The sequence below is a fragment of the Pseudarthrobacter sp. S9 genome (assembly GCF_050156545.1).
Lineage (GTDB): Bacteria > Actinomycetota > Actinomycetes > Actinomycetales > Micrococcaceae > Arthrobacter.
Genome location: NZ_CP189576.1, coordinates 2,503,499 through 2,526,225, shown reverse-complemented (window position 1 = coordinate 2,526,225; position 22,727 = coordinate 2,503,499). Strand labels below are relative to the sequence as shown.

Annotated in this window: 20 protein-coding genes; 15 read left to right on the top strand and 5 right to left on the bottom strand. The window is 67.8% G+C overall.

Annotated features, from left to right (window positions below; genetic code table 11):
- The 9 genes from ACQCSY_RS12030 to bcp all read left to right on the top strand — a co-directional run bounded on the left by ACQCSY_RS12030 (position 1) and on the right by bcp (position 9,828).
- Positions 1–1,311 carry a DUF6986 family protein gene (locus ACQCSY_RS12030; RefSeq protein WP_427129050.1) on the top strand — a complete coding sequence of 437 codons (1,311 nt, stop codon included), beginning with the start codon at positions 1–3 and terminating at the stop codon, positions 1,309–1,311.
- A 26-nt stretch (positions 1,312–1,337) separates the two neighbouring features.
- Positions 1,338–2,171: a bifunctional allantoicase/(S)-ureidoglycine aminohydrolase gene (locus ACQCSY_RS12025; RefSeq protein ID WP_427129049.1), complete on the top strand. Its 834-nt coding sequence runs from the start codon at positions 1,338–1,340 to the stop codon at positions 2,169–2,171.
- Between the two features lie 236 nt (positions 2,172–2,407).
- Positions 2,408–3,208: a hydroxypyruvate isomerase family protein gene (locus ACQCSY_RS12020; protein ID WP_427129047.1), complete on the top strand. Its 801-nt coding sequence runs from the start codon at positions 2,408–2,410 to the stop codon at positions 3,206–3,208.
- Entirely contained in the window at positions 3,097–4,143 is a 1,047-nt protein-coding gene (locus ACQCSY_RS12015; RefSeq protein WP_427129045.1) for a 2-hydroxy-3-oxopropionate reductase, read from the top strand. The genes ACQCSY_RS12020 and ACQCSY_RS12015 overlap by 112 nt, the downstream gene beginning before the upstream one ends.
- A gap of 151 nt (positions 4,144–4,294) precedes the next feature.
- Complete coding sequence (gene gcl / locus ACQCSY_RS12010) at positions 4,295–6,073, top strand: glyoxylate carboligase (protein WP_427129043.1); 1,779 nt, start codon at positions 4,295–4,297, stop codon at positions 6,071–6,073.
- A 2-nt stretch (positions 6,074–6,075) separates the two neighbouring features.
- Positions 6,076–7,290 carry a glycerate kinase gene (locus ACQCSY_RS12005; protein WP_427129041.1) on the top strand — a complete coding sequence of 405 codons (1,215 nt, stop codon included), beginning with the start codon at positions 6,076–6,078 and terminating at the stop codon, positions 7,288–7,290.
- Positions 7,283–8,626 carry an allantoinase AllB gene (gene allB / locus ACQCSY_RS12000; protein ID WP_427129040.1) on the top strand — a complete coding sequence of 448 codons (1,344 nt, stop codon included), beginning with the start codon at positions 7,283–7,285 and terminating at the stop codon, positions 8,624–8,626. Before ACQCSY_RS12005 ends, allB begins: the two co-directional genes overlap by 8 nt.
- Positions 8,623–9,294: a winged helix-turn-helix domain-containing protein gene (locus ACQCSY_RS11995; protein ID WP_427129038.1), complete on the top strand. Its 672-nt coding sequence runs from the start codon at positions 8,623–8,625 to the stop codon at positions 9,292–9,294. Before allB ends, ACQCSY_RS11995 begins: the two co-directional genes overlap by 4 nt.
- A 54-nt stretch (positions 9,295–9,348) precedes the next feature.
- Positions 9,349–9,828: a thioredoxin-dependent thiol peroxidase gene (gene bcp / locus ACQCSY_RS11990; protein ID WP_427129036.1), complete on the top strand. Its 480-nt coding sequence runs from the start codon at positions 9,349–9,351 to the stop codon at positions 9,826–9,828.
- A 242-nt stretch (positions 9,829–10,070) separates the two neighbouring features.
- Here bcp and ACQCSY_RS11985 read toward each other — a convergent pair whose 3' ends face one another.
- Positions 10,071–10,919: a class I SAM-dependent methyltransferase gene (locus tag ACQCSY_RS11985; RefSeq protein ID WP_427129034.1), complete on the bottom strand. Its 849-nt coding sequence runs from the start codon at positions 10,917–10,919 to the stop codon at positions 10,071–10,073.
- 376 nt (positions 10,920–11,295) lie between these two features.
- On the opposite strand from ACQCSY_RS11985, the gene ACQCSY_RS11980 reads away from it, so the two are divergent.
- The 3 genes from ACQCSY_RS11980 (at position 11,296) to purM (ending at position 14,506) form a co-directional block, all read left to right on the top strand.
- Entirely contained in the window at positions 11,296–11,568 is a 273-nt protein-coding gene (locus ACQCSY_RS11980; RefSeq protein ID WP_427135806.1) for a hypothetical protein, read from the top strand.
- A gap of 65 nt (positions 11,569–11,633) precedes the next feature.
- Positions 11,634–13,337 (top strand): amidophosphoribosyltransferase, encoded by a 1,704-nt coding sequence (gene purF / locus ACQCSY_RS11975; protein WP_427129032.1) that lies wholly within the window; start codon positions 11,634–11,636, stop codon positions 13,335–13,337.
- Positions 13,334–14,506 carry a phosphoribosylformylglycinamidine cyclo-ligase gene (purM, locus tag ACQCSY_RS11970; protein ID WP_427129030.1) on the top strand — a complete coding sequence of 391 codons (1,173 nt, stop codon included), beginning with the start codon at positions 13,334–13,336 and terminating at the stop codon, positions 14,504–14,506. The genes purF and purM overlap by 4 nt, the downstream gene beginning before the upstream one ends.
- 81 nt (positions 14,507–14,587) lie before the next feature.
- Here purM and ACQCSY_RS11965 read toward each other — a convergent pair whose 3' ends face one another.
- A complete protein-coding gene (locus ACQCSY_RS11965; RefSeq protein ID WP_427129028.1) occupies positions 14,588–15,370 on the bottom strand; it encodes a VOC family protein in 783 nt (260 codons plus the stop codon).
- The gene (locus ACQCSY_RS11960) at positions 15,367–16,161 is read right to left on the bottom strand and encodes a VOC family protein (protein WP_427129027.1); all 795 of its coding nucleotides are present in this window, start codon (positions 16,159–16,161) and stop codon (positions 15,367–15,369) included. The genes ACQCSY_RS11965 and ACQCSY_RS11960 overlap by 4 nt, the downstream gene beginning before the upstream one ends.
- A 214-nt stretch (positions 16,162–16,375) precedes the next feature.
- Here ACQCSY_RS11960 and ACQCSY_RS11955 point away from each other — a divergent pair, with 214 nt between their 5' ends.
- On the top strand, positions 16,376–17,158 hold the full coding sequence (locus tag ACQCSY_RS11955) for an alpha/beta fold hydrolase (RefSeq protein WP_427129025.1): 783 nt from the start codon (positions 16,376–16,378) through the stop codon (positions 17,156–17,158).
- Between the two features lie 163 nt (positions 17,159–17,321).
- On the opposite strand, the gene ACQCSY_RS11950 is transcribed toward ACQCSY_RS11955, so the two are convergent.
- Positions 17,322–17,555: a DUF3073 domain-containing protein gene (locus ACQCSY_RS11950; RefSeq protein ID WP_426979751.1), complete on the bottom strand. Its 234-nt coding sequence runs from the start codon at positions 17,553–17,555 to the stop codon at positions 17,322–17,324.
- Positions 17,556–18,045: 490 nt separating this feature from the next.
- Here ACQCSY_RS11950 and ACQCSY_RS11945 point away from each other — a divergent pair, with 490 nt between their 5' ends.
- Entirely contained in the window at positions 18,046–18,672 is a 627-nt protein-coding gene (locus ACQCSY_RS11945; RefSeq protein WP_427129023.1) for a septum formation family protein, read from the top strand.
- 42 nt (positions 18,673–18,714) lie between these two features.
- Here ACQCSY_RS11945 and clpB read toward each other — a convergent pair whose 3' ends face one another.
- Positions 18,715–21,372, bottom strand: a complete 2,658-nt coding sequence (gene clpB, locus ACQCSY_RS11940) for an ATP-dependent chaperone ClpB (protein WP_427129021.1) — start codon at positions 21,370–21,372, stop codon at positions 18,715–18,717.
- 199 nt (positions 21,373–21,571) lie between these two features.
- On the opposite strand from clpB, the gene ACQCSY_RS11935 reads away from it, so the two are divergent.
- Positions 21,572–22,705, top strand: coding sequence for a LacI family DNA-binding transcriptional regulator (locus tag ACQCSY_RS11935; protein WP_427129019.1), 1,134 nt, complete (start codon positions 21,572–21,574; stop codon positions 22,703–22,705).
- Positions 22,706–22,727: the final 22 nt, after the last annotated feature.

The following is a 22,727-nucleotide window of genomic DNA, read 5'->3' as shown; positions in this document are numbered from 1 at the left end:
ATGGTGCTATCCCCCACCCATTCATCGCCCCGGCGGTCACTGACGCCGTCGCTGTCCGGCGCCGACGCTGCCCACATCGACGCGCAGCTCGCCGCCACGGACCGGCTGCTGGAGAAGAACTACCCGGGCGACGACGGCTCCCGCCAGCCCGTCCACACCGTCTACGTCCCGGCGGACCGGTTCACGCCCACGTTCGCCGCCGACTGGGGCGCCCAGGCGCTCACGACGGCGGCGGCCCACGGCGGACTGGCCCGTCTGGGCGAGCTGCTGGGCCAGGACGCCGAGCTGGCTTCCGCGGTCGCATCCCGTGTGGAAGCGAAGCTGGGCAGCGAGCCTATCGAGGATCTCCGGCTGGACTTCGAGGACGGCTACGGGGACCGGGGCGACGACGCCGAGGACGCCGCCGCTGTTGCCGCGGCTTCCGCCGTGGCCACCGCTGTCGCTGCCGGTACCGCACCGCCCTTCATCGGTATCCGTTTCAAGTGCTTCGAGGCGCCGACCCGGGCCCGCGGGCTGCGCACCCTGGACCTGTTTGTGTCCGGGCTGGCTTCCGCCGGCGAGCTTCCGAACGGGCTGATCCTGACCCTGCCCAAGGTCACCACGGTGGCCCAGGTGCAGGCCATGGACTACGCCGTGTCCCGGCTCGAAGAAGTCCATTCGCTGCCGACCGGCCGGCTCCGGTTCGAGGTGCAGGTGGAGACACCGCAGCTCATCCTCGGCCCGGACGGCACCTCTCCCGTGGCGCAGCTGCCGCACGCTGTTCCCGGCCGGATCAGCGGCCTGCACTACGGCACCTACGACTACTCGGCGTCCCTGCAGATCTCCGCGGAATACCAGTCCATGGAGCACCCCGTGGCGGACTTCGCCAAGGAGGTCATGCAGCTCGCCGCGGCCGGTACCGGGATCCGGCTCTCGGACGGCTCCACGAACATCATCCCCGTCGGCGATGCTGTCGAGGATGCCTGGCGGCTGCACGGCCGGCTGGTCCGCCGCTCGCTGGAACGCGGCTTCTACCAGGGCTGGGACCTGCACCCGGCCCAACTGCCGAGCCGCTTCGCCGCCACCTACGCCTTCTACCGGCAGGGCCTGCCCGCCGCAGCCGCACGGCTCCGCAACTATGTGGAGCGCACCGAGGGCGGCGTGATGGACGAACCGGCCACCGCCAGGGCCCTCGCGGCCTTCGTGCTGCGCGGCGTCCAGTGCGGTGCCGTCGGAGCGGAAGAAGTCCGTGAGCTGGCCCGCGTCGGGCTTCCCGAACTGACCGCCCTGGCCCACCCCCGGCTGGCACAGCCCGCCCCGACAGCCCCCTGACCAACATTCACCACAGGAGTCACGCCATGAGCAACTACTTTTCCCCCGAAGGCGGCCTGCCGCCGCAGACCCAGCTCCTCACCGACCGCGCCGTCGTCAAGGAGGCCTACACCGTCATCCCCAAGGGAGTGCTGCGCGACATCGTCACGAGCAACCTTCCCGGCTGGACCAACACCCGCGCCTGGATCATCGCCCGCCCCATTGCGGGGTTCGCCACCACTTTCTCGCAGCTGATCGTTGAAGTGGCCCCCGGCGGGGGCAGTGACAAACCCGAGGCTGAGGCCGGCGTCGAAGGCGTCATCTTCCTCACCAAAGGCTCGCTGACGCTGACCCTCGACGGCGAGATCCACCGCCTCGAGTCCGGCGGCTATGCCTACCTCGCCGCCGGCTCGGACTGGAAGGTGAAGAACGACGCCGAGTCCACCGGCGGCGCCGGGGGCGAGGTCGCCTCCTTCCAGTGGATCCGCAAGGCCTATGAGCCGTTGGAGGGCTTTACCGCGAAGTCGTTCGTGACCCGTGACCAGGACGTGGAACCCCGGCCGATGCCGGGCACCAACGGCGCTTGGGCCACCACCCGCTTTGTGGACCCTGACGACCTGGCCCACGACATGCACGTCAACATCGTCACCTTCCAGCCCGGCGCGTCCATCCCGTTCGCGGAAACCCACGTGATGGAACACGGTCTCTTCGTCCTGGAGGGCAAAGCAGTCTACCGACTCAATGACGACTGGGTCGAGGTCGAAGCCGGCGACTTCATGTGGCTCCGCGCCTTCTGCCCGCAGGCCTGCTACGCCGGCGGCCCCGGAAACTTCCGCTACCTGCTCTACAAAGACGTCAACCGGCAGATCCGCCTCACCTGAGCCCGTCGTTGCCTCAGCTGCGCCCCGGCCCCCGGCCGGGGCGCAGCTGTTTAACTTAACGGCTGTTTAACTTAACGGCTGTTTAAGCCTCCGGGGGTTGACTGCTCCCCCCACGGCAACCTAAACTTTTCACAGAGCAAGATATAGTTTCCACAATATGAAATAAGCAACACGAAATAAGCAAGAAGCCAGGAATCACCGGAGCCGATCCGGTGCAGAGCCCGAAGGAACCCACAATGACGTACACCGTGAACTGCTCCATCCTGCTGACGGAACTGCCGCTCTTGGAACGTCCCGCCGCCGCGAAGGCAGCCGGCTTTGACGCCGTCGAATTCTGGTGGCCCTTCGAGACCTCCGTCCCCACCGACGCCCAGACCACCGCGTTCGAGCGCGCCATCACCGACGCCGGCGTCCAGCTCACCGGACTGAACTTCAACGCCGGCAATATGCCCGGCGGGGACCGGGGTCTGGTCTCCTGGCCCGCCCGCTCCGCTGAATTCCTGGACAACATCGCCGTTGTCGCAGGAATCGGCGAGCGCCTCGGCTGCAAAGCCTTCAACGCCCTCTACGGCAACCGCATCGACGGCGAATCGCCCCAGAAGCAGGACGCAATCGGCGCCGAAAACCTCGCGACTGCGGCTGCCGGAGTGGCCCGCATCGGCGGAACCGTCCTCCTGGAACCCGTCAGCGGCGCCCCGAAATACCCGCTCCTCACAGCTGCCGACGCCCTCACGGTGATCGCCCGGGTCAAGAAAGAATCCGGCGCAGACAACGTCAAACTCCTCGCGGACTTCTACCACCTCGCCGTCAACGGGGACGACGTCGCCGCCGTCATCGAAAACCACGCCAAAGACTTCGGCCACATCCAGATTGCCGACAACCCCGGCCGCGGGGCTCCCGGAACCGGCGAGCTTCCCCTCGGCGAATGGATCGCCCGCAGCCGCGAACTCGGCTACAGCGGCTACATCGGCCTCGAATACAAGGAACCGGCGGAAACAGCCTTCGCCTGGGCCATCCGCCAGCGCGTGGCCCGCTAGGAACCCTTCTAGCCCAGTCGCACTACAACCCACAGACTTTCAGTAAAGGAACCACAATGAGCAACGTTGCAGTTATCGGACTCGGAATCATGGGCCTGCCCATGGCCATCAACCTGGTCAAGGCCGGCCACACCGTCACCGGCTTCAACCGCAGCCAGGACAAGATCGACAAACTTGTCTCCGAGGGCGGCAAGGGCGCCACCAGCATCGCGGACGCCGTCAAGGACGCCGACGTCGTCATCACCATGGTGCCTGACTCCCCCGACGTCGAAGGCGTCGTCAGCGGCCCGGACGGACTTTTCGCCAACGCCAAGCAGGGCACCCTCTGGATCGACGCCAGCAGCATCCGCCCGGACGTCGCCAAGCGCCTCGCCGACGACGCCAAGGCAGCCGGCATCCGCGCCCTCGACGCCCCGGTCTCCGGCGGCGAACAGGGCGCGATCGACGCGGCCCTGTCGATCATGGTGGGCGGCGAGGCAGCCGACTTCGACGCAGCACAGGACGTTCTCAACGCCGTCGGAAAAACCATCGTCCACGTCGGACCTGCCGGCTCCGGCCAGACCGTCAAGGCAGCCAACCAGCTGATCGTCGCCGTCAACATCGAGGTCCTCGGCGAGGCCATCGCCTTCCTCGAGGCCTACGGCGTCGACACGGACGCCGCCCTCAAGGTCCTCGGCGGCGGCCTGGCCGGCTCCAAAGTCCTGGACCAGAAGGGCCAGAAGATGCTGGACCGCAACTTCGAGCCCGGCTTCCGCCTGGCCCTGCACCACAAGGACCTGGGCATCGTCACCTCCGCGGCCCGCGAGGCCAACGTCGCCGTCCCGCTCGGCGCCGTCGTCGCCCAGCTCGTCGCCGCCACTGTCAACCAGGGCGACGGCGGACTGGACCACTCAGGCCTCTTCAAGCAGGTCCTCCAGCTTTCGGGCCGCAAGTAGCCAGCGACAGCTAAGCCAGCCGCCCGTCCCCACAAGGGGCACCAGAACTCAAAAGGGAGAGCCGGCGTCGTACTTTCCGACGCCGGCTCTCCCCAACACATTCAAATTCAGCCCCACGGGGCACCAATAACAGACTTTCAAGGAGCACACAATGACGAAGATGCGCACCGTAGACGCTGCCGTCGCCATCCTGGAGAAGGAGGGCGCCACCGAGGCGTTCGGCCTGCCAGGCGCGGCCATCAACCCGTTCTACTCGGCCATGAGGGCACACGGCGGCATCCGCCACACGCTCGCCCGCCACGTCGAAGGCGCCAGCCACATGGCGGACGGCTACAGCCGGGCCAAGGACGGCAACATCGGCATCTGTATCGGCACCTCCGGCCCCGCCGGCACCGACATGATCACCGGGCTGTACGCAGCCTGGGCGGATTCCATCCCCATGCTCTGCATCACCGGCCAGGCCCCCGTGGCCAAGCTGCACAAGGAGGACTTCCAGGCCGTGGACATCGAGTCCATCGCGAAGCCCGTCACCAAGATGGCCATGACCATCCTGGAACCGGGCCAGGTTCCGGGCGCCTTCCAGAAGGCCTTCCAGCTGATGCGCTCCGGCCGTCCCGGCCCGGTGCTGCTGGACCTGCCCATCGACGTGCAGATGGCCGAAATCGAATTCGACATCGACACCTACGAGCCCCTGGCCGTCGAGAAGCCCAAGGCCAGCCGCAAGCAGCTGGAAAAGGCCCTGGACATGCTGACCGCAGCCACGCACCCGCTGATCGTGGCCGGCGGCGGCATCATCAACGCCGGCGCCTCCGCGCAGCTGGTTGAACTGGCCGAACTGCTCAACGTTCCGGTCATCCCCACCCTGATGGGCTGGGGCGCCATCTCCGACGAGCACCCCCTGATGGCCGGCATGGTGGGCCTGCAGACCTCGCACCGCTACGGCAACGAGACCATGCTGGCTTCCGACTTCGTGATCGGCATCGGAAACCGCTGGGCCAACCGCCACACCGGTGGCCTGGAAACCTACACGACCGGCCGCACGTTCGTGCACATCGACATCGAACCGACGCAGATCGGACGCGTCTTCTCCCCGGACCTGGGCATCGCCTCCGACGCCGGCGCGGCGCTGACCGGGCTGGTGGAACTCGCCCGCGAGCGCAAGGCAGCCGGGTCCCTGCCGGACTACTCCGGCTGGGTCGCCGAATGCACCGATCGCAAGGCCACCATGCACCGCAAGACGCACTTCGAGAACATCCCGATCAAGCCGCAACGCGTGTACGAGGAGATGAACAAGTCCTTCGGCAAGGACACCACCTACGTGTCCACGATCGGCCTGTCCCAGATCGCCGGCGCGCAGATGCTGCACGTTTTCGGCCCGCGCAAGTGGATCAACGCCGGCCAGGCCGGCCCCCTGGGCTGGACCGCCCCGGCTGCCCTCGGCGTGGTGCGCGGGAAGCCCGACGAGACGGTGGTTGCCTTGTCCGGTGACTACGATTTCCAGTTCATGATCGAGGAACTGGCCGTGGGCGCGCAGTTCAACCTGCCGTACATCCACGTGGTGGTGAACAACTCCTACCTGGGCCTGATCCGCCAGTCCCAGCGCGGCTTCAACATGGAACAGAACGTGTCGCTGGCGTTCGACAACATCAACTCTCCCGAGACCAACGGCTACGGCGTGGACCACATCAAGGTGGCCGAGGGCCTGGGCTGCAAGGCCATCCGGGTTGAAGACCCCAACGATCTGGCGGCCGCGTTCGACAAGGCCAAGGCCCTGATGGGCGAGTTCCAGGTTCCGGTGGTGGTGGAAGTGATCCTGGAAAAGATCACCAACATCTCCATGGGCGTGGAAATCAACGCCGTGAACGAGTTCGAGGAGCTGGCCGAGACCCGCGCCGACGCCCCGACCGCCATCCTGTCTTCGCTGGCCTAACAATGCGCGTCATCATTGCCCCGGACAAGTTCAAGGGCTCTCTGTCCGCCCCGGAGGTGACCCGTCACCTGGAAACCGGGCTCCAGGCGGCCACTGGCGGGAATCTGGAGATCATCCGCATCCCCGTGGCCGACGGCGGCGAGGGCACCCTCGATGCCGCCGTCGGCTCCGGCTTCACCCGCCGGAGTGCCGTGGTCAGCGGCCCTACCAGGCAGCCGCTCCGGGCCGAGTTCGCGGTCCGCGGACGCGAAGCCGTGATTGAAATGGCCGCCGCGTCCGGGCTCGCCGTCCTGCCTGGCCTCGGCCAAAACAGCGGCGCCCCGGACTCTGCCAGTGCCACCGGCGCCACCAGCCTGGGCACCGGCGAACTGATCCGCGCGGCGCTCGACGCCGGGTGCCGGCAGATCATTCTGGGCGTCGGCGGGAGCGCCAACACCGACGGCGGCGCCGGGGTCCTCCAGGGACTCGGCGCCAAACTCCTCGACGCCGACGGCCGGGAACTCCCGCCCGGCGGCGCCGCCCTGGCCCGGCTGGCCCGGATAGACCTCACCGGCTTCGATGCCAGGCTGGACGAGGCACGCTTCGTCCTGGCCAGCGATGTGGACAACCCGCTTTTGGGCCCCGAAGGCGCCCCCGCCATCTTCGGCCCCCAGAAGGGCGCCACCGCGGCGGACGTCGCCATTCTCGACGCGGCCCTGGGCAACTTCGTCCGGGTGCTGGCCGCGGAAATCGGACCGCGCGCGCTGCTGGCCGCGGAGGCTCCCGGCGCCGGGGCAGCCGGCGGCGTGGGCTACGCCGCGATCGCGGTACTGGCGGCCAGGCGCAGGCCGGGCATCGACGTCGTGCTGGAGTTCACCGGGCTGAACGAACGGCTGGCCGGCGCGGCCCTGGTGATCACCGGCGAAGGAAGCCTGGACGAGCAGAGCCTGCTCGGCAAGACCCCGATCGGCGTTGCCCGGGCGGCCGCGCTGGCGGGCGTCCCGGTGGTGGCCGTCTGCGGACGGACCACCCTGGCCCCCGAGCGGCTTCGCGAAGCAGGCTTCAGTTCGGTTCACACCTTGACAGAGCTGGAAAGCAATGTAGACACATGTATAGCGGAAGCCGGACCGCTCCTGGAACAGCTGGGGAGGCGGATCGGCTCGCAGCTCTCGGCCGGGACGCCCGCAGCAGCGGCCGCGAACCGAGGCGCCGATTCGAAGGAGACCCTCCATGTCTGATGAACACTATGACCTCGTGATCCGGGGCCGGCGGGTCCTGACCACGGCCGGGATCGCCGCCCGGGAGGTCGGCGTCCGCGACGGCAAGATCGTCGCCCTGGAACCGCTGGGCAACGGCCTCACCGGCACCGAAATCATCGACCTGGCCGAGGACGAGACCCTCATCCCCGGCCTGGTGGACACCCACGTCCACGTCAACGAGCCCGGCCGGACCGAGTGGGAGGGCTTCGCCTCCGCCACCCGGGCCGCCGCGGCCGGCGGCGTGACCACCATCATCGACATGCCGCTGAACAGCATCCCGCCCACCACCACCGTGGCGAACCTCAAACTCAAACGCGAGGTCGCGCAGGACCAGGCGTTCGTGGACGTCGGCTTCTGGGGCGGCGCCATCCCCGGCAACACCAAGGACCTCCGCCCGCTGCACGACGAGGGCGTCTTCGGCTTCAAATGCTTCCTGCTGCACTCCGGCGTGGACGAATTCCCGCACCTGGACGCCGAGGAGATGGAGGCCGACATGGCCGAGCTCGCCTCCTTCGACTCCCTCATGATCGTCCACGCCGAGGACTCCCGCGCGATCGACCACGCCCCGCACCCGGGCGGGGACCAGTACGCCACGTTCCTGGCCTCCCGCCCCCGCGGCGCCGAAAACAAGGCCATCGCCGAAGTCATCGAACGGGCCCGCTGGACCGGGGCCCGCGCGCACATCCTGCACCTGTCCTCCTCGGACGCGCTGCCGATGATCGCCACCGCCAAACGCGACGGCGTACACCTCACCGTGGAAACCTGCCCGCACTACCTCACGCTCATGGCCGAGGAAATCCCCAACGGCGCCACCGCATACAAATGCTGCCCGCCGATCCGCGAGGCCGCCAACCGCGAACTGCTCTGGAAGGGCCTGCAGGAAGGCACCATCGACTGCATCGTCTCGGACCACTCTCCCTCCACCCTGGACCTGAAGGACCTGGACAACGGCGACTTCGCCGTGGCCTGGGGCGGGGTGTCCTCGCTGCAGCTGGGCCTTTCCCTGATCTGGACCGAGGCCCGGCACCGCGGCATCACCCTGGAACAGGTCGTGTCCTGGATGGCCGCCAAACCCGCCGAACTGGCACGCCTGAGCACCAAGGGCCGGCTCGCGCTCGGCTACGACGCCGACTTCTCCGTCTTCGCCCCGGACCAGGCCTACGTCGTGGACGTGACCAAACTCAAGCACAAAAACCCCATCACCCCCTACGACGGCCGCCCGCTCTCCGGCGCCATCCGGCAGACCTACCTCCGCGGCACCCTGATCGACGGCCGGACACCGACCGGCAAACTGATCCGCCGCGGCGGCGTATGAGCCAGCCGGCCGTGGCATCCGGTCTCCAAACGGCGCGTGGTCTCGCTAGCCGCCAGCCGCCCGGCCTGGCGGCCAGGGGTCTGGCCGTCTGGGTTACTGCGGAGGATGGCGCAGCCATCGACGAGGCAGTCCTGGCCCGCGCAGCCGAGCTCGTGCTTGCCCGCGCCCTGAAATCTGCTCCGGAGGCGGAAGTCCACTTCAGGCCCGCCGCCGGAGCCACCACGTCCGCCGTCGGACGGCCCCCCGGGGAGGAAACAGCAACGGAGGGAACCGCAACGGAGGGAACGTCCGACGGCGGGGCATCGCGGCCGGCCGTGAACGCACCAGCTCCCGAAGCCACCGCCACCAGCCGGCTCGCCGTTGATCTCGCCGCCGGAGAGGCCCTGGTGGACGGGGAGCCGGCCCCGCTGAGCGGCCTCGAATTCGCCCTCCTGAGGCATCTGGTGGAGAACTGTTCGCGGACTATCAGCCGTCAGGAACTGCAATGTCGCCTTGAGTCGTTCGACACCCCCGGGGCGGCCGCCCGGTCCATCGACGTCTATGTGGGCCGTGTGCGCCGGAAACTCGGCGGCGCCCGGCACGCGATCATCACGGTACGCAGCGGCGGCTACCGGTTCGTTCCGGGACCGCACGCCACCGTGCGGGGCCCGGCGGAATACAGCATCTGACCCGGCCGTTGTTCACTTCAGCAGGCTCGATTCACCCCCAACCGAAGGACTCCCATGAACACCAGTCACACTGTCAAGCTCCAGCCCGGCGCACAGGCCCCTGCATTCAGCCTTCAGGATGCGGACGGCAAGCCGGTATCGCTGTCTGACTACCTCGGCAAGAACGTCATTGTCTACTTCTATCCGCAGGCCGCAACGCCCGGTTGCACTACCGAGGCCTGCGATTTCCGCGACAACCTCGGCTCCCTGAAGGGCTCCGGCTATGAGGTTCTGGGCATCTCCCCCGACGCACCCGATGCCTTGGCCGACTTCACCGGCGACTTTGGACTGAGCTTCCCCCTGCTGTCCGATGAGGACCACGCAGTAGCCCTCGCCTACGGCGCCTGGGGCGAAAAGCTGGTCAACGGCGAAATCACCGAGGGGCTTGTCCGGTCCACCGTGGTGGTGGACCCCGAAGGCAGGGTGACGCTGGCGCAGTACCAGGTCAAGGCGCAAGGACACGTGGCGGCACTCAAACAAGAACTGGGCGTCTAGCGCCGCCAGACGCTCCGGCACCTGATGCAAGAGCGTCTGGAAGTCGCGCGCCGCTGGCCGATTGGCCTGGCCGCCCCGGCCTTCCCGGGGCACTTTGACGCGAAACGCCGGGCCGGCGTCGCCCTTTTCCATGCCGCGCCGTCCAAAGGCGCCCCGGACGGCACCCCCGCAGCCCGCGCACCCCCGCAGCCCGCGCAAGTGGAGGATCAGCGCGGTCGCGCCGGGCCGGCGATTCCGCCCGGCTATGCCCGCGTCCCCGCCACGACCGTGGCGGTGGACCGGAGCCGGATGGCGCCGTCGTACTCGTAGCGGCCCAGCATCTGGAAGACGTCGGAGCGGATCAGCTCCCGTGACTCCTTGTCCGCCTTGGCGAGGCCGGTGACCACGGAAACTGCGATGTCGGTCATGAACTCCCAGTAGACCTCCGGGGATTCGAGCACCAAGTCCGTGCTGACCTTCCGCTCGGCCACGTCGAGGAGTCCTGCGTCGTTGAAAACCCTGCTCATGAGGCCCTGCGCGGCGCAGCGGAAGAGTCCGGGGGCGCCCGACGGCGGTACCGGCAGCTCGGTGTGCCGGGCGATTGTCCCTAGGATGAGGCTCGCCCATGGGTTTTCCGCCGCCCGGCTCCAGACGGCGGCGCTGATCCGCGCGCCCGGCCTGGCCACGCGGACCATCTCCGCCAGGGCGGCGGACATGTCCGGAAAGAACATGAAGCCGAAGCGGCAGAAGACCGCGTCGAAGGCGGCGTCCTCGAACGGCAGGGCGGCGACGTCACTGACTGCGGTACGCACGTTACCCAGTCCCCTGGCCGCGGCCTTCTCCGCCGCCACCCTGAGCATGCCCTCCGAAATGTCTGTCAGGACCACGCTACCCGGCGGTACAAGGGCTGCCGCCGTGAGCCCCGGCTCGCCGGTGCCGGCGGCGACGTCGAGCACCGCGGAGTCCGGGCGGAGCCGTGCCTCCCGGATCATGGCGTCCCCGAACGGTGCATGCCAGTCGAGCAATACAGCGTCCCATTTCCTCCAGCCGGCCGAGAACTGATCCCAAATGCTTCGTTGCTGGTCCCGGATATGGTCGGCTGCGGCTGACATGGCGATTCCTTAGCTCGTCCTAGACCTCCCCCACCCATAGTCTGCCCCCGGGAGCGGGGCCCGGGCAATGAGTTCGTTTGGCGCGCCGCGGGAGGCCCCGGCCGCCGCCGGCCTGCGGCCAGAAAGCCGGTGGCAGGCCGCCGGCAGGCCCGTTCCGAGCCGGTGGCAGGTCGGTTGCGGGCCGGTTGCGGGCACCGGGGGCAGTAGGCTTAACGGCATGTCTTCCCACGAAAACCCCGGTACCGCAGGCAACAACTCCCAGCCGGATACAACCCGGGAAACAGCCCCGGACAGCACCCCGGCGGCGGCCTCTGAGCACACCCCGGCGGAGGGCCCCGAGGGCCCGAAGCCCCCGGCGGCGGCCGAACGGCGCGAGATCACCGTGCGCCGGGCACCGAAGTATGTTCCGTTCCTGATCCTGGGCGGGCTGGTGGGCGTCGCTGTCGCCGCCGTCATCGCCTACGGCGTCCCGGGGGATGCCGCCTACGACCGCGGCTCGGTCTTCGGCTTCTTCATGGTCCTCTGCGCCGCCGGCGGCGTCATTCTGGGCGCCGTCGCGGCGCTGCTGCTGGACCGGCTGAGCGTCCGCCGCGCCGGGCACGCCGTCGTCGAGTCAGTCCCCGAGGCCGACGGCGAGGACCTCGACTGAGCCGGCGGCAGGTCATAAAACGGCGGCCGGAAAAGTCTTAGCGCACATCGTGAGATAATCGACCAGTGGCACGCGGCGATGGAAAACTTTCTCATGATCTTCTCCCTGGCGAAAAAGGCCCTCAGGACGCTTGCGGCGTCTTCGGGGTCTGGGCACCCGGCGAAGAGGTAGCAAAACTCACCTATTACGGGCTGTATGCACTGCAGCACCGTGGTCAGGAGTCGGCTGGCATAGCAACCAGTGACGGCAAGCGGATCAACGTCTATAAGGACATGGGGCTCGTATCCCAGGTCTTCGACGAGACCACGCTGAACACCCTGACCGGGCATCTGGCCGTCGGCCACTGCCGCTATTCCACTACCGGTGCCAGTCACTGGGCCAACGCCCAGCCCACCCTGGGCGCGACCGCCACGGGGACCGTGGCCCTGGCCCACAACGGCAACCTGACCAACACGGCCGAGCTCAAGGCCATGATCATGGACCGCAACGACGGCCAGCTCAGCGGCGAGATGAAGCAGGGCAACACCTCGGACACCGCCCTGGTCACCGCGCTCCTGGAGGGCGAAGAGGGCAAGTCCCTCGAACAGACCGCCCTGGAACTGCTGCCCAAGATCAAGGGCGGCTTCTGCTTTGTCTTCATGGACGAGGGCACCCTTTACGCCGCCCGCGACACCTACGGCATCCGCCCGCTCTGTCTGGGCCGGCTGGAACGCGGCTGGGTTGTCGCCTCCGAACAGTCCGCCCTGGCCACCGTCGGTGCGAGCTTCATCCGCGAGATCGAACCCGGCGAATTCATCGCGATCGACGAGGACGGCGTCCGCTCCCAGCGCTTCGCGGAGGCGACGCCGGCCGGCTGTGTCTTCGAGTACGTCTACCTCGCCCGCCCGGACGCCTCCATTGCGGGCCGCTCGGTGTACGAGTCCCGCGTGGAGATGGGCCGCCAGCTGGCTCGCGAAAATACCCAGGAAGCGGACATCGTCATTCCGGTCCCGGAATCCGGTACCCCCGCGGCCGTGGGCTACGCGGAGGAATCCGGCATCCCGTTTGCGCACGGCTTCGTCAAGAACGCCTACGTGGGCCGCACCTTCATCCAGCCGTCGCAGACCCTGCGGCAGCTCGGCATCCGGCTCAAGCTCAACGCCCTGGAATCCGTGATCCACGGCAAGCGCGTGGTGGTGGTGGATGACTCGATCGTCCGCGGCAATACCCAGCGCGCCATCGTCCGGATGCTCCGCGAAGCCGGCGCCGCTTCCGTGCACGTGAAGATCTCCTCGCCGCCGGTGCAGTGGCCCTGTTTCTACGGCATCGACTTCGCCTCCCGCGCGGAGCTGATCGCCAACGGCGCCACCATCGAGGAAATTTCCCAGGCCATCGGCGCCGATTCGCTGGCCTACATCTCCGAAGACGGCATGATCGAGGCCACGCGTCAGCCGCGCGAACGCCTCTGCACCGCCTGCTTCACCGGCAACTACCCGATCGCACTTCCGGGTGCCGACAAGCTGGGCAAGAACCTGCTGGAGCGCACCGACCTCGGCGGACTTCCCGCCGCCGGCGCCGCCACAATCCCCGGCATTTTCGACGCCGAGCCCGGCACCTCCATGGACGAGGACCCGGCCGAGAAGCCCGGCGCCACCGGCTGCGATCCGGGACCGGACTCCGAATTCGAAGAACTGCTCACCGATGCCGACCGCGTCACCACCGCCGATCGTGCCACCGCCGCGCAAGTTGGCGCTGACACGTTTGCAGCCGACAAGAAAGAGCCCGTATGACTTCCGCCTCCCCGGCCGCTGACATGAACGCCGCCCAAAACGCCGCAGGCATCACCTACGCCTCTGCCGGCGTCGACGTCGAAGCAGGCGACCGCGCCGTCGAACTCATGAAGGACGCCGTCAAGGCGACGCACAACTCCTCGGTGATCGGCGGCGTCGGCGGCTTCGCGGGCCTCTACGACGTCTCCAGGCTGCTCACCTACAAGCGCCCGCTGCTGGCCACCTCCACCGACGGCGTCGGCACCAAGGTGGCCATCGCGCAGGCCATGGACATCCACGACACCATCGGCTTCGACCTTGTGGGCATGGTGGTGGACGACATCGTCGTGGTGGGCGCCGAACCGCTGTACATGACCGACTACATCGCCTGCGGAAAGGTTGTCCCGGAGCGCATCGCTGACATCGTCCGCGGCATCGCGGCCGCCTGCTCGGTCGCCGGCACCGCCCTCGTGGGTGGCGAGACCGCCGAACACCCCGGCCTGCTCGGTGAGCACGAATACGACGTCGCCGGTGCCGCCACCGGCGTTGTCGAGGCCGCCGATCTGTTGGGCCCCGACCGCGTCCGCGCCGGCGACGTCGTGATCGGCATGGCCTCCTCCGGCCTGCACTCCAACGGCTACTCCCTGGTCCGCCGCGTGATCAACCACGCCGGCTGGGCCCTGGACCGCCAGGTCTCCGAACTCGGCCGCACCCTGGGCGAAGAGCTGCTGGAACCCACCCGCGTCTACGCCGCGGACTGTCTGGACCTGGCCCGGACCTTCCCGGTCAACGGCTCAGCGGCCGGCCGGGCCGTGCACGGCTTCAGCCATGTCACCGGCGGCGGCCTCGCCGCCAACCTGGCCCGTGTCCTCCCGCAGGGCCTGCTGGCCACCGTGGACCGGGCTACCTGGGAATTGCCGGCCATCTTCAAGCTGGTCTCCGAGCTGGGCAACGTCCCGTTGCCTGATCTGGAGCGCACCCTGAACCTGGGCGTGGGCATGGTGGCGATCGTCTCCGCCGACGCCGCCGACGCCGCGGTGAACCGGCTCAACGACCGCGGCCTGCCGTCCTGGATCATGGGCACCGTCGAGGAAAACTCGGACGCTATCCTCAAGGCCGGCCCGGACTACGTGCAGGGCGCCAAGGGCGTCGACGGCGGCGCGGTCCGCCTGGTCAACGCCTACGCCTAAGCTCCTGCAATAGCGCCATCGAGTGCTCCATAACCGCCGTATTGAGGGTTCAAAACGGCGGTTATGGAGCACTCGATGCGTTTAAAGCTCCAAAAGGCTGAACACGCCGCCCTGCGGATCCTGGAGCGTGGCGACTGTGCCGGCTTCCTCGAGCTCCTCCGGTTCCACGAGGACAACGGCGCCCGCGGCCACGGCGGCGTCCACCGCATCCGCGACGTTGGCGACGCCGAAGTACACCTGCCACCCGGCCTTGAGCGGAACGTCGGCATCAGCCGGAAGCGGGGCGATTCCGGCCACCTCCGTGCCGTTGACCATGAGCGTGGTGTAGGTGCCGCCGTCGTCCTGGGGGTACTCGGTCACCTCGTGCCCGAACAGCTGCTGGAAGAAGCCGACGGCGGCTTGCGGCTCGGGCGTGAGCAGCTCGGCCCATGCCAGCGCGCCCGGCTCCTGGCTCCGGGCTGTGCCGAAGTGGCTTCCTGCCTGCCAAGCCCCCGTCGTACCGCCGCCCGGCGGGGCAAAGAAGATCATGACGCCGGTGTCATTCACCGCTTCCGGGCCGAAGTCGAGGCTTCCGCCGGAGTGCGCCAGCTCCGCGGCAAGTTCCCGGGCGTCATCGGCGGCGAAATACACGTTCCACTGGCCCGGGGCCCCGGCGGTTTCCTGCTGCGGGTTCTGCGGGGCGATCACGGATACAAGTCCATCGCCCAGGAAGGCCTGCGCGTAGCTGCGGCCGTCCGGCGTCGGCAGGTCCTCGTAGCGCCAGCCGAAGAGCGCCGCATAGAAAGTCTTCGCCGCTTCAACGTCCCCGGTCTGGAGGTCCGTCCAGCAGACCTCGCCTGTGGTGAATCCCGTGCGTCGGGTCACCGCGATTCCGCGCTTTCGGCGGCCATAACGCTGAACACCGCACCGTTGGAATCCGCCAGCACGGCAAGCCTGCCCACTCCGGGGACGTCGAAAGCCGGGGCATGGACCTGGCCGCCGAGTTCGTGTGCCCGTACCGCCGGGCGATCCACATCCGCAACCTTGAAGTAGGTCATCCAGAACGGCGGCACGCCCTCCATGGGCTGCCTCATTGCCCCCGCAACGGGCTTGCCGTCCACAATGAAATTCGTGTACTCAGCGAGGTCACCCGCGGGACCCGGCTCCGAGGTACAGCCAGTGACAGCCTCGTAGAACGGGACTGCGCGGGCGGTGTCGTCCGTTTGCAGCTCGCTCCAGATCATGGCGCCGGGTTCGTCAGCCAGCCCCGCACCGATGTGGGTACCGGCCTGCCAGAAGCCGATCTGGGCGCCGGTGGGATCCGAGGCGAAGAACATGCGCCCGCTGCCGTTCGGTACCTCATCCACCGGGAACAGCAGGGTTCCACCCGCCTCGGTGGCCTTGGCCGCGGCGTCGTCGGCGTCATCGACGGCGATGTAGCTGGCCCAGTAGGACGGCATGCCGGCGGCTGCCATGTCCGGCATTTGCTGCATCATCCCGCCCACGTAGCGGCCCTGTAGCCTGGCCATGTAGTACGTCATGTCCTGCCCGGCAGGCATGGCGTCCAGCTCCCAGCCGAACAGCTCCGAGTAGAACGTTTTGGCCGCCTCGATGTCGCTGGCAGACAGGTCGGCCCAACACGGCGTCCCCTGCTTGTAGCTCTCAACCTCTGGCATATGAATCAATTCCCTTCGACCCGCCGATGAACCCGCGCACGATCAATCCGTCCACAATCAACCTAGTACCGGGCCCTTACACTGAACAGATCCAGGTCCCGATCGAGGACCAGCGGCCCCGCATGCGGCCGTTGTAGTGACACGGGGCGTAGGAGGAGAATAACCGCAGGGCGTGCACCGCCAGCAAGGATCAGCCCCCAGAACGGAGTGGACAATGGCCAGCCGCGTGGATATTGACGGGCACCCCACGTGGGTGGAGGACCGGGGCGGTGCCGGGGCGCCGCTCCTGCTGCTGCATGGCGGCCTGAGCAACAGCGACCAACTCCTCGACAGCATTGGACCGGGCCTGTCGGAGCAGTTCCGCGTGGTCGCCTTCGATCGCCGCGGCCACGGCTACACCGCGGACACCGACGCCGATTTCCACTATGAGGACATGGCCACCGAGACCGTCCGTGTGCTCGAGGACGTCGTCGGCAGCCCCGCCCATCTTGTGGGCTGGAGCGACGGCGGTATTGTTGCGCTCCTCGTGGCGCTCAGGCGGCCCGATCTAGTGCACAAGCTTGTAGTCATTGGTGCGAACTATCGCTACGACGGCGTCATGCCGGTTGAATTCGATCCGGAGTCGCCCATCCTGCAGGAACTCGGCAAGGCCTACATCGAACGATCACCCGACGGTGCCAAGCACCTGGAAGTCACCTTCGACAAGAGTCTCAGGATGTTCAGTTCGGAACCGACACTTACCGCCGCCGACATCGCGCAAATCACCCACCCGGTGCTCGTCCTGGTCGGTGACGACGACTTCGTCACGTTGCCGCATACGGTCTCGCTGTACGAAGCCCTGCCACAAGGTCAGCTCGCCGTCGTTCCCGGAGCATCCCATGCGCTTCCCCTCGAACAACCGGTCGTGGTCACCGGCCTCATCCTCAAATTCCTGGCCGCGGCCGGGCCGCCCCAGACGCTGCTTCCCATCCGGCGCTTGCAGACTGGCAGCGCGTAACGCAGAAAGGCCCGTTGGGCACGCCGACCGGCGTACCCAACGGGCCTGATAACTGAGGTCAGCACCTAGGGTGCTGGAAAAGAAGAGCCGAACTTGCGTACTCAAAAGACGTACGACGGCGGTACGTCGCTGACAGCATTACCGCAGTTTCAGCGGGCGACGACTAACCTATTCGACGAGAATCTACCTCGTCGTCGTCTTCTTCCAAATCGTCCGCGTACTTATCCACGTAGGCCGAATAATCCGGCTCGACCGGGTCATCCGCGAAGTGGCTCGTGGCACGACTTCCCGGGCCCGTGAGCTCGCGCTGAAGGGCCGAATAGTCAGTGTTCGGGGAGTAGTACTTGATATCCCGAGCCTGCTTGGTAGCTTTTGCCTTTTGACGGCCGCGCCCCATGGCGTGACCCCCTTTTGTACTTGGACCGGAGGTGGTCACCTTTGGCGATCGGTGAGGCCCCGGAATGTTTGGTCAATTTGTCGTACACCTAGATTACATGCTTTCGGCCCCGGCTGCTTGCCAGCCCACCCCCTGTGGACAGTGTGGCGTCTCCGGCGGCCATGGGCGCGGCCGCCGGAGCATGCGGCCACGCGCGCTTCTTCGGTACAGTTTCGTGGTGGGCTCCCCGAAAAGGGCCACCGCGCCGGGCCTCCAGCCACGGCGAAGACGCACGGAAGTGGTGAATTTCTCAGTGACTGAAGAGAACGCAAGGCACGACACCGGGCTGCCTGAGGTTCCGCCTGCCGGTGAGCCCGGGCCGCCGTCGGTCCCCGCCCTTCCGTCCCAACCGCCGGCATCAGCTCCCGGCTCCGGCGCCGTCCCGCCGCAGCCTTCCAGGCCGCCGACGTCCGCACTGCCGATAGTCACGCCTTCCGAGGCACCCTCCACGATGCCAACTACGCCTTCACCGTTCCTGACGCCCTCGGATCGTAGCAACCGGTCAGGCGCCGGCACGGTGCTCGCCCGGCAAGGTGCGCTCCTGGCCGGCTGGGTGCGGCGCCAGGGACCGAAGCGGGTCGGTGCTGCCGTGGCGGTGCTCGTCGTGCTGGGGCTCGCGATCTGGTGGGCGGCATCCTCGCTCGGCGGCGGCACCACGCCCTCGGCCGGCGAGAACACCCCGGCCCCCACGGCCTCGTCGTCGGCCCCCGCCAGCCGCGGCGCACTGCCGCTGGAAGGCGTCAATGCCCTGGACTTCCGGCTCGGCGACTGCTTCAAGGACTTCGACCCCGAGGCCCCGCAGTCCACCGTGGTGGCCTGCGGGACCGGCCACTCGGCCCAACTGGTCGCGATCGAGGCGTACGCGGCCGCGGATTCCTACCCCGGCCGGGACCCGCTCAAGCAGAAGGCGCTGGACGCCTGCAAAGCGGCGCCCCTCACGGAGAAGTCAGGCGACTATGTGCTCAGCTACAAGCTCGCCTACCCGAGTTCCACCAGCTGGGACAAGGGCGACCGGCGGGTGGACTGCTACGTGGTGGCAGACACCGGCAACGTCATCATGGAGTCCCTGCTCCGCTGACCCAGCCCGGCTCCCGGCCGAAACCGCCGGCTGCCCTGTCGCCTACTCCTTGCGGCGGACGGAGAGCCCGCTGCCGGTCGCGCCGCCGCCGTCGGGCCCGACAACGGCCTCCAGCCCCTCAATCGTGAGTTCGTCGACGTCGGCCGCGGTGTCCACCAGCACGGTGTCGCCGTCAGCGATCTCCCCCGCCAGAATGGCCTTCGCCAGGCGGTCGCCAATTTCGCGCTGCACCAGCCGGCGAAGCGGCCTGGCCCCGTAGGCGGGGTCGAAACCGGACATCGCCAGCCAGGCGCGGGCGCCGTCGCTCACGTCCAGGGACAGCCGGCGGCCGTGGAGGCGGCCGGAAAGCTCGGCAACCTGCAGCTCCACAATGCGGGCCAGTTCATCCACGGTCAGGGCATCGAACAGCACGATCTCATCGAGCCGGTTCAGGAACTCCGGTTTGAAGGTCGCATTCACAGTGGCCATCACCGCGTTCCGCTTGGCGTGCGCGTCCAGGGTCGGGTCCACCAGGAACTGGCTGCCTAGGTTGGACGTGAGCACCAGGATCACATTGCGGAAGTCCACGGTGCGGCCCTGGCCGTCGGTGAGACGGCCGTCGTCAAGGACCTGCAGGAGGATGTCGAAGACCTCGGGGTGGGCCTTCTCCACCTCGTCCAGCAGCAGCACGGAGTACGGCCGGCGGCGGACAGCCTCGGTCAGCTGGCCGCCTTCCTCGTAGCCAACGTAGCCCGGTGGCGCTCCGACGAGCCGGGCCACGGAGTGCTTCTCGCCGTACTCGGACATATCGATCCGCACCATGGCGCGTTCGTCGTCGAAGAGGAAGTCCGCCAAGGCCTTGGCGAGCTCGGTTTTGCCCACTCCGGTGGGGCCGAGGAACAGGAACGAGCCTGTCGGCCGGTTGGGATCGCTGATGCCCGCGCGGGCACGGCGCACGGCATCGGACACCGCGGCAACCGCCTTGGACTGGCCGATCAGCCGCTTTCCGAGTTCCTCTTCCATATGCAGCAGCTTCTGGCTTTCGCCCTGGAGCATGCGTCCCGCCGGGATGCCGGTCCAGGCCGAGATGACCTCCGCGATGTCATCCGCTGTGACTTGCTCAGCCACCATCTGCGAGGACTTGTCCGTCACGGCCGCCTCGGCTGCAGCAGCGGCGTTGAGCTCGCGTTCAAGGGCGGGGATTTCGCCATACAGCACGCGGGACGCGGTCTCCAGGTCGCCCTCACGCTGGGCCTTGTCCGCCTTCGAGCGAAGTTCGTCCAGTTTGGCTTTGAGGTCACCCACCCGGTTCAGACCGGCCTTCTCCGCCTCCCAGCGGACGTTGAGCGCAGCCAGTTCCTCCTTCTTGTCCGCCATGTCCGCACGCAGCGCGGCGAGGCGTTCCAGGGAGGCGGGATCCTTTTCATGGGCCAAGGCCAGCTCCTCCATGGTGAGCCGGTCCACTGCGCGGCGCAGCTGGTCGATCTCCTCCGGCGCAGAGTCGATCTCCATCCGCAGCCGGGAGGCTGCCTCATCCACGAGGTCGATCGCCTTGTCCGGAAGCTGCCGGCCGGAGATGTAGCGGTTGGAGAGCGTGGCCGCGGCGACGAGGGCGGAGTCCGAAATCGCCACCTTGTGGTGCGCCTCGTAGCGTTCCTTGAGACCGCGCAGGATGCCGATGGTGTCCTCCACACTCGGCTCGCCGACGTACACCTGCTGGAAGCGGCGTTCCAGGGCGGGATCCTTTTCGATGTTTTCGCGGTACTCGTCCAGCGTGGTGGCGCCGATGAGGCGGAGTTCGCCGCGGGCCAGCATGGGCTTGAGCATGTTGCCGGCGTCCATGGAGCTGTCCCCGGTGGCACCGGCGCCGACCACGGTGTGGATCTCGTCGATGAACGTGACGATCTGTCCCTCGGAGTTCTTGATTTCCTCCAGGACGGCCTTGAGCCGTTCCTCGAATTCGCCGCGGTACTTGGCGCCGGCCACCATGGACGCGAGGTCGAGGGCGATCAGGGTCTTGCCGCGGAGGCTTTCGGGCACGTCGCCGGCCACGATCCGCTGGGCGAGGCCTTCGACGACGGCGGTCTTGCCGACGCCGGGCTCGCCGATGATCACTGGGTTGTTCTTGGTGCGCCGGCTCAGGACCTGGATGATGCGGCGGATTTCGGCGTCCCGCCCGATCACGGGGTCCAGCTTGCCGGCGCGGGCCATAGCGGTGAGGTCGGTGCCGAACTTTTCGAGTGCCTGGAACGTGTTTTCGGGATCCGCGCTGTTGACCTTGCGGTCGCCGCGGACGCCTGGCAGGGCGGCGAGGAGCGCCTCGTGGGACGCGCCGGCGTCGCGCAACAGCTTGCCGACGCCGTCGCTCCCGGCCGAGAGCCCGAGCAGCAGGTGCTCGGTGGAGACGAAGGTGTCCCCTAGCCTCTCGGCTTCGTTCTGGGCGTTCTTGATGGCCTGCATGGCGGTCCGGGACAGCTGGGCCTGCTGCACCGAACCGCCGGAGGTGGCCGGCAGGGCTTTGATGGCAGTGCTCGCCTGGACGCTGACAGCATCCGGATCCGTACCGGTAGCGCGGAGAAGCGCGACGGCGACGCCCTCCCGCTGGTCCATGAGCGCCTTGAGCAGGTGGGCAGGTTCGAGCTGCGGATTTCCTGCCGTCGAGGCGTTCATGGCTGCTGCCGAAAGAGCCTCCTGGCTCTTGGTGGTGAATTTCGGGTCCAAAGAGAGCTCCTTCCGGAATGATCCTACTGTCAAAGTTGAGTCTATATCGCTCAACTTTGCGCGTGGCCCCTTTGGGTCCATGTTTGCCGACAGCGAAACGGCTGTCTAGGGCCGGAATGCCCCGCGAGAGTGGAGGGAAGCCGTACTTAACGTTGCTTAACGCTCCGCGGGCTACCTAATGTAACTGAGGTCACAGCGCATGAACCCACGCAAGAACACGGGCAAGAACTCGGGCAAGAACCAAGACACCAAGCGACGCGAAGGAGGGCCGGACATGCAGGAACACACCACAAGCGTCCCCACGGATGGCCCCGCGGCGCCGGTATCAGCCGCAGCGGTGGCCCGGGCCGCCGGGGTTTCCCCGGCCGCGGTGTCCTATGTCCTCAACGGGAAGGGCGGCGTATCGCCGGAGACCCGCCGCCACATCATCCAGGTGGCGAACGAGCTCGGCTTCAGGCCCCGTAGGCCCTCACAGTCAACGGACCCGCAGCGGACCCGGGTGATCGGCCTGATCCTGCCGAACATCATCAACCCGATGTTCCCGCGCTGGGCGCAGGGCATCATCACCGCCGCCGCGGAGTCCGGCTACGAAGTGTTCGTGGCCACCACGCAGGACGATCCGGAGGTGCTCGCCCAGGTCACTTCGACGCTCGCCCACCGCAACGTGGACGGCATCATCCTTGCCGCCTCGCTCCGGGATGACGCCACCGCCTTCCGTACCCTGAGGGCGGCCCGGATCCCCTATGTGTGCCTCTCGCGCCGGGCCGACTTCCTCGACTCGGACTTCGTGGGGATCGACGACGACGCCGCGGCGACCACGCTGATGCAGCACATGCTCAGCCACGGCTTCACGGAAATCGCCACGGTGATCGGCCCCCGCTTCTCCACCGCATCGTTGGCCCGCGAACAGGCCTTTGTCCGCACCGCCGCAGCGGCCGGGGTCACCATCAGCGGAGACCGGAAAATCAGCACGAGGGTCAACAATGAGGGCGGCAGGCTGGCGGCAGAACGGCTGTTCTCCGCCGGGACTCCGCCTCAGGCCGTCGTGTGCGGCAGCGATGAACTGGGCATCGGCGTCATGGAGTACGCCCTGTCCCAAGGCCTGCGTATCCCGGAAGACGTCGCCGTCGCCGGCTGCGACGGACTGCCCCACAGCCGCTCAGGGCTGATCAACTTGACCAGCATTGTCCAGCCGCAGCAGGAAATGGCCCACGAGGCCTTTGCCATGCTGCTCAAACGCATCGATTCCCCGTCCAGCAGCTACACCTCGAAGGTGTGCCGGCACCGCCTGCACATCGGACGGACGTGCGGCTGCACTCCGCCCGCCCCCTGAGGCCCGCTCCCTGAAGTACTTC

Excerpts from the sequence above, each read along its gene's own strand:
- allB (WP_427129040.1), top strand. The coding sequence starts at position 7,283 with ATGTCTGATGAACACTATGACCTCGTGATCCGGGGCCGGCGGGTCCTG.
- ACQCSY_RS11985 (WP_427129034.1), bottom strand. The coding sequence starts at position 10,919 with ATGTCAGCCGCAGCCGACCATATCCGGGACCAGCAACGAAGCATTTGG.
- ACQCSY_RS12005 (WP_427129041.1), top strand. The coding sequence starts at position 6,076 with ATGCGCGTCATCATTGCCCCGGACAAGTTCAAGGGCTCTCTGTCCGCC.
- gcl (WP_427129043.1), top strand. The coding sequence starts at position 4,295 with ATGACGAAGATGCGCACCGTAGACGCTGCCGTCGCCATCCTGGAGAAG.
- ACQCSY_RS11995 (WP_427129038.1), top strand. The coding sequence starts at position 8,623 with ATGAGCCAGCCGGCCGTGGCATCCGGTCTCCAAACGGCGCGTGGTCTC.
- ACQCSY_RS12030 (WP_427129050.1), top strand. The coding sequence starts at position 1 with ATGGTGCTATCCCCCACCCATTCATCGCCCCGGCGGTCACTGACGCCG.
- ACQCSY_RS11935 (WP_427129019.1), top strand. The coding sequence starts at position 21,572 with ATGAACCCACGCAAGAACACGGGCAAGAACTCGGGCAAGAACCAAGAC.
- ACQCSY_RS11945 (WP_427129023.1), top strand. The coding sequence starts at position 18,046 with ATGCCAACTACGCCTTCACCGTTCCTGACGCCCTCGGATCGTAGCAAC.
- ACQCSY_RS11955 (WP_427129025.1), top strand. The coding sequence starts at position 16,376 with ATGGCCAGCCGCGTGGATATTGACGGGCACCCCACGTGGGTGGAGGAC.
- ACQCSY_RS11960 (WP_427129027.1), bottom strand. The coding sequence starts at position 16,161 with ATGCCAGAGGTTGAGAGCTACAAGCAGGGGACGCCGTGTTGGGCCGAC.
- bcp (WP_427129036.1), top strand. The coding sequence starts at position 9,349 with ATGAACACCAGTCACACTGTCAAGCTCCAGCCCGGCGCACAGGCCCCT.
- ACQCSY_RS12025 (WP_427129049.1), top strand. The coding sequence starts at position 1,338 with ATGAGCAACTACTTTTCCCCCGAAGGCGGCCTGCCGCCGCAGACCCAG.
- ACQCSY_RS12020 (WP_427129047.1), top strand. The coding sequence starts at position 2,408 with ATGACGTACACCGTGAACTGCTCCATCCTGCTGACGGAACTGCCGCTC.
- ACQCSY_RS12015 (WP_427129045.1), top strand. The coding sequence starts at position 3,097 with ATGGATCGCCCGCAGCCGCGAACTCGGCTACAGCGGCTACATCGGCCT.
- purM (WP_427129030.1), top strand. The coding sequence starts at position 13,334 with ATGACTTCCGCCTCCCCGGCCGCTGACATGAACGCCGCCCAAAACGCC.
- ACQCSY_RS11950 (WP_426979751.1), bottom strand. The coding sequence starts at position 17,555 with ATGGGGCGCGGCCGTCAAAAGGCAAAAGCTACCAAGCAGGCTCGGGAT.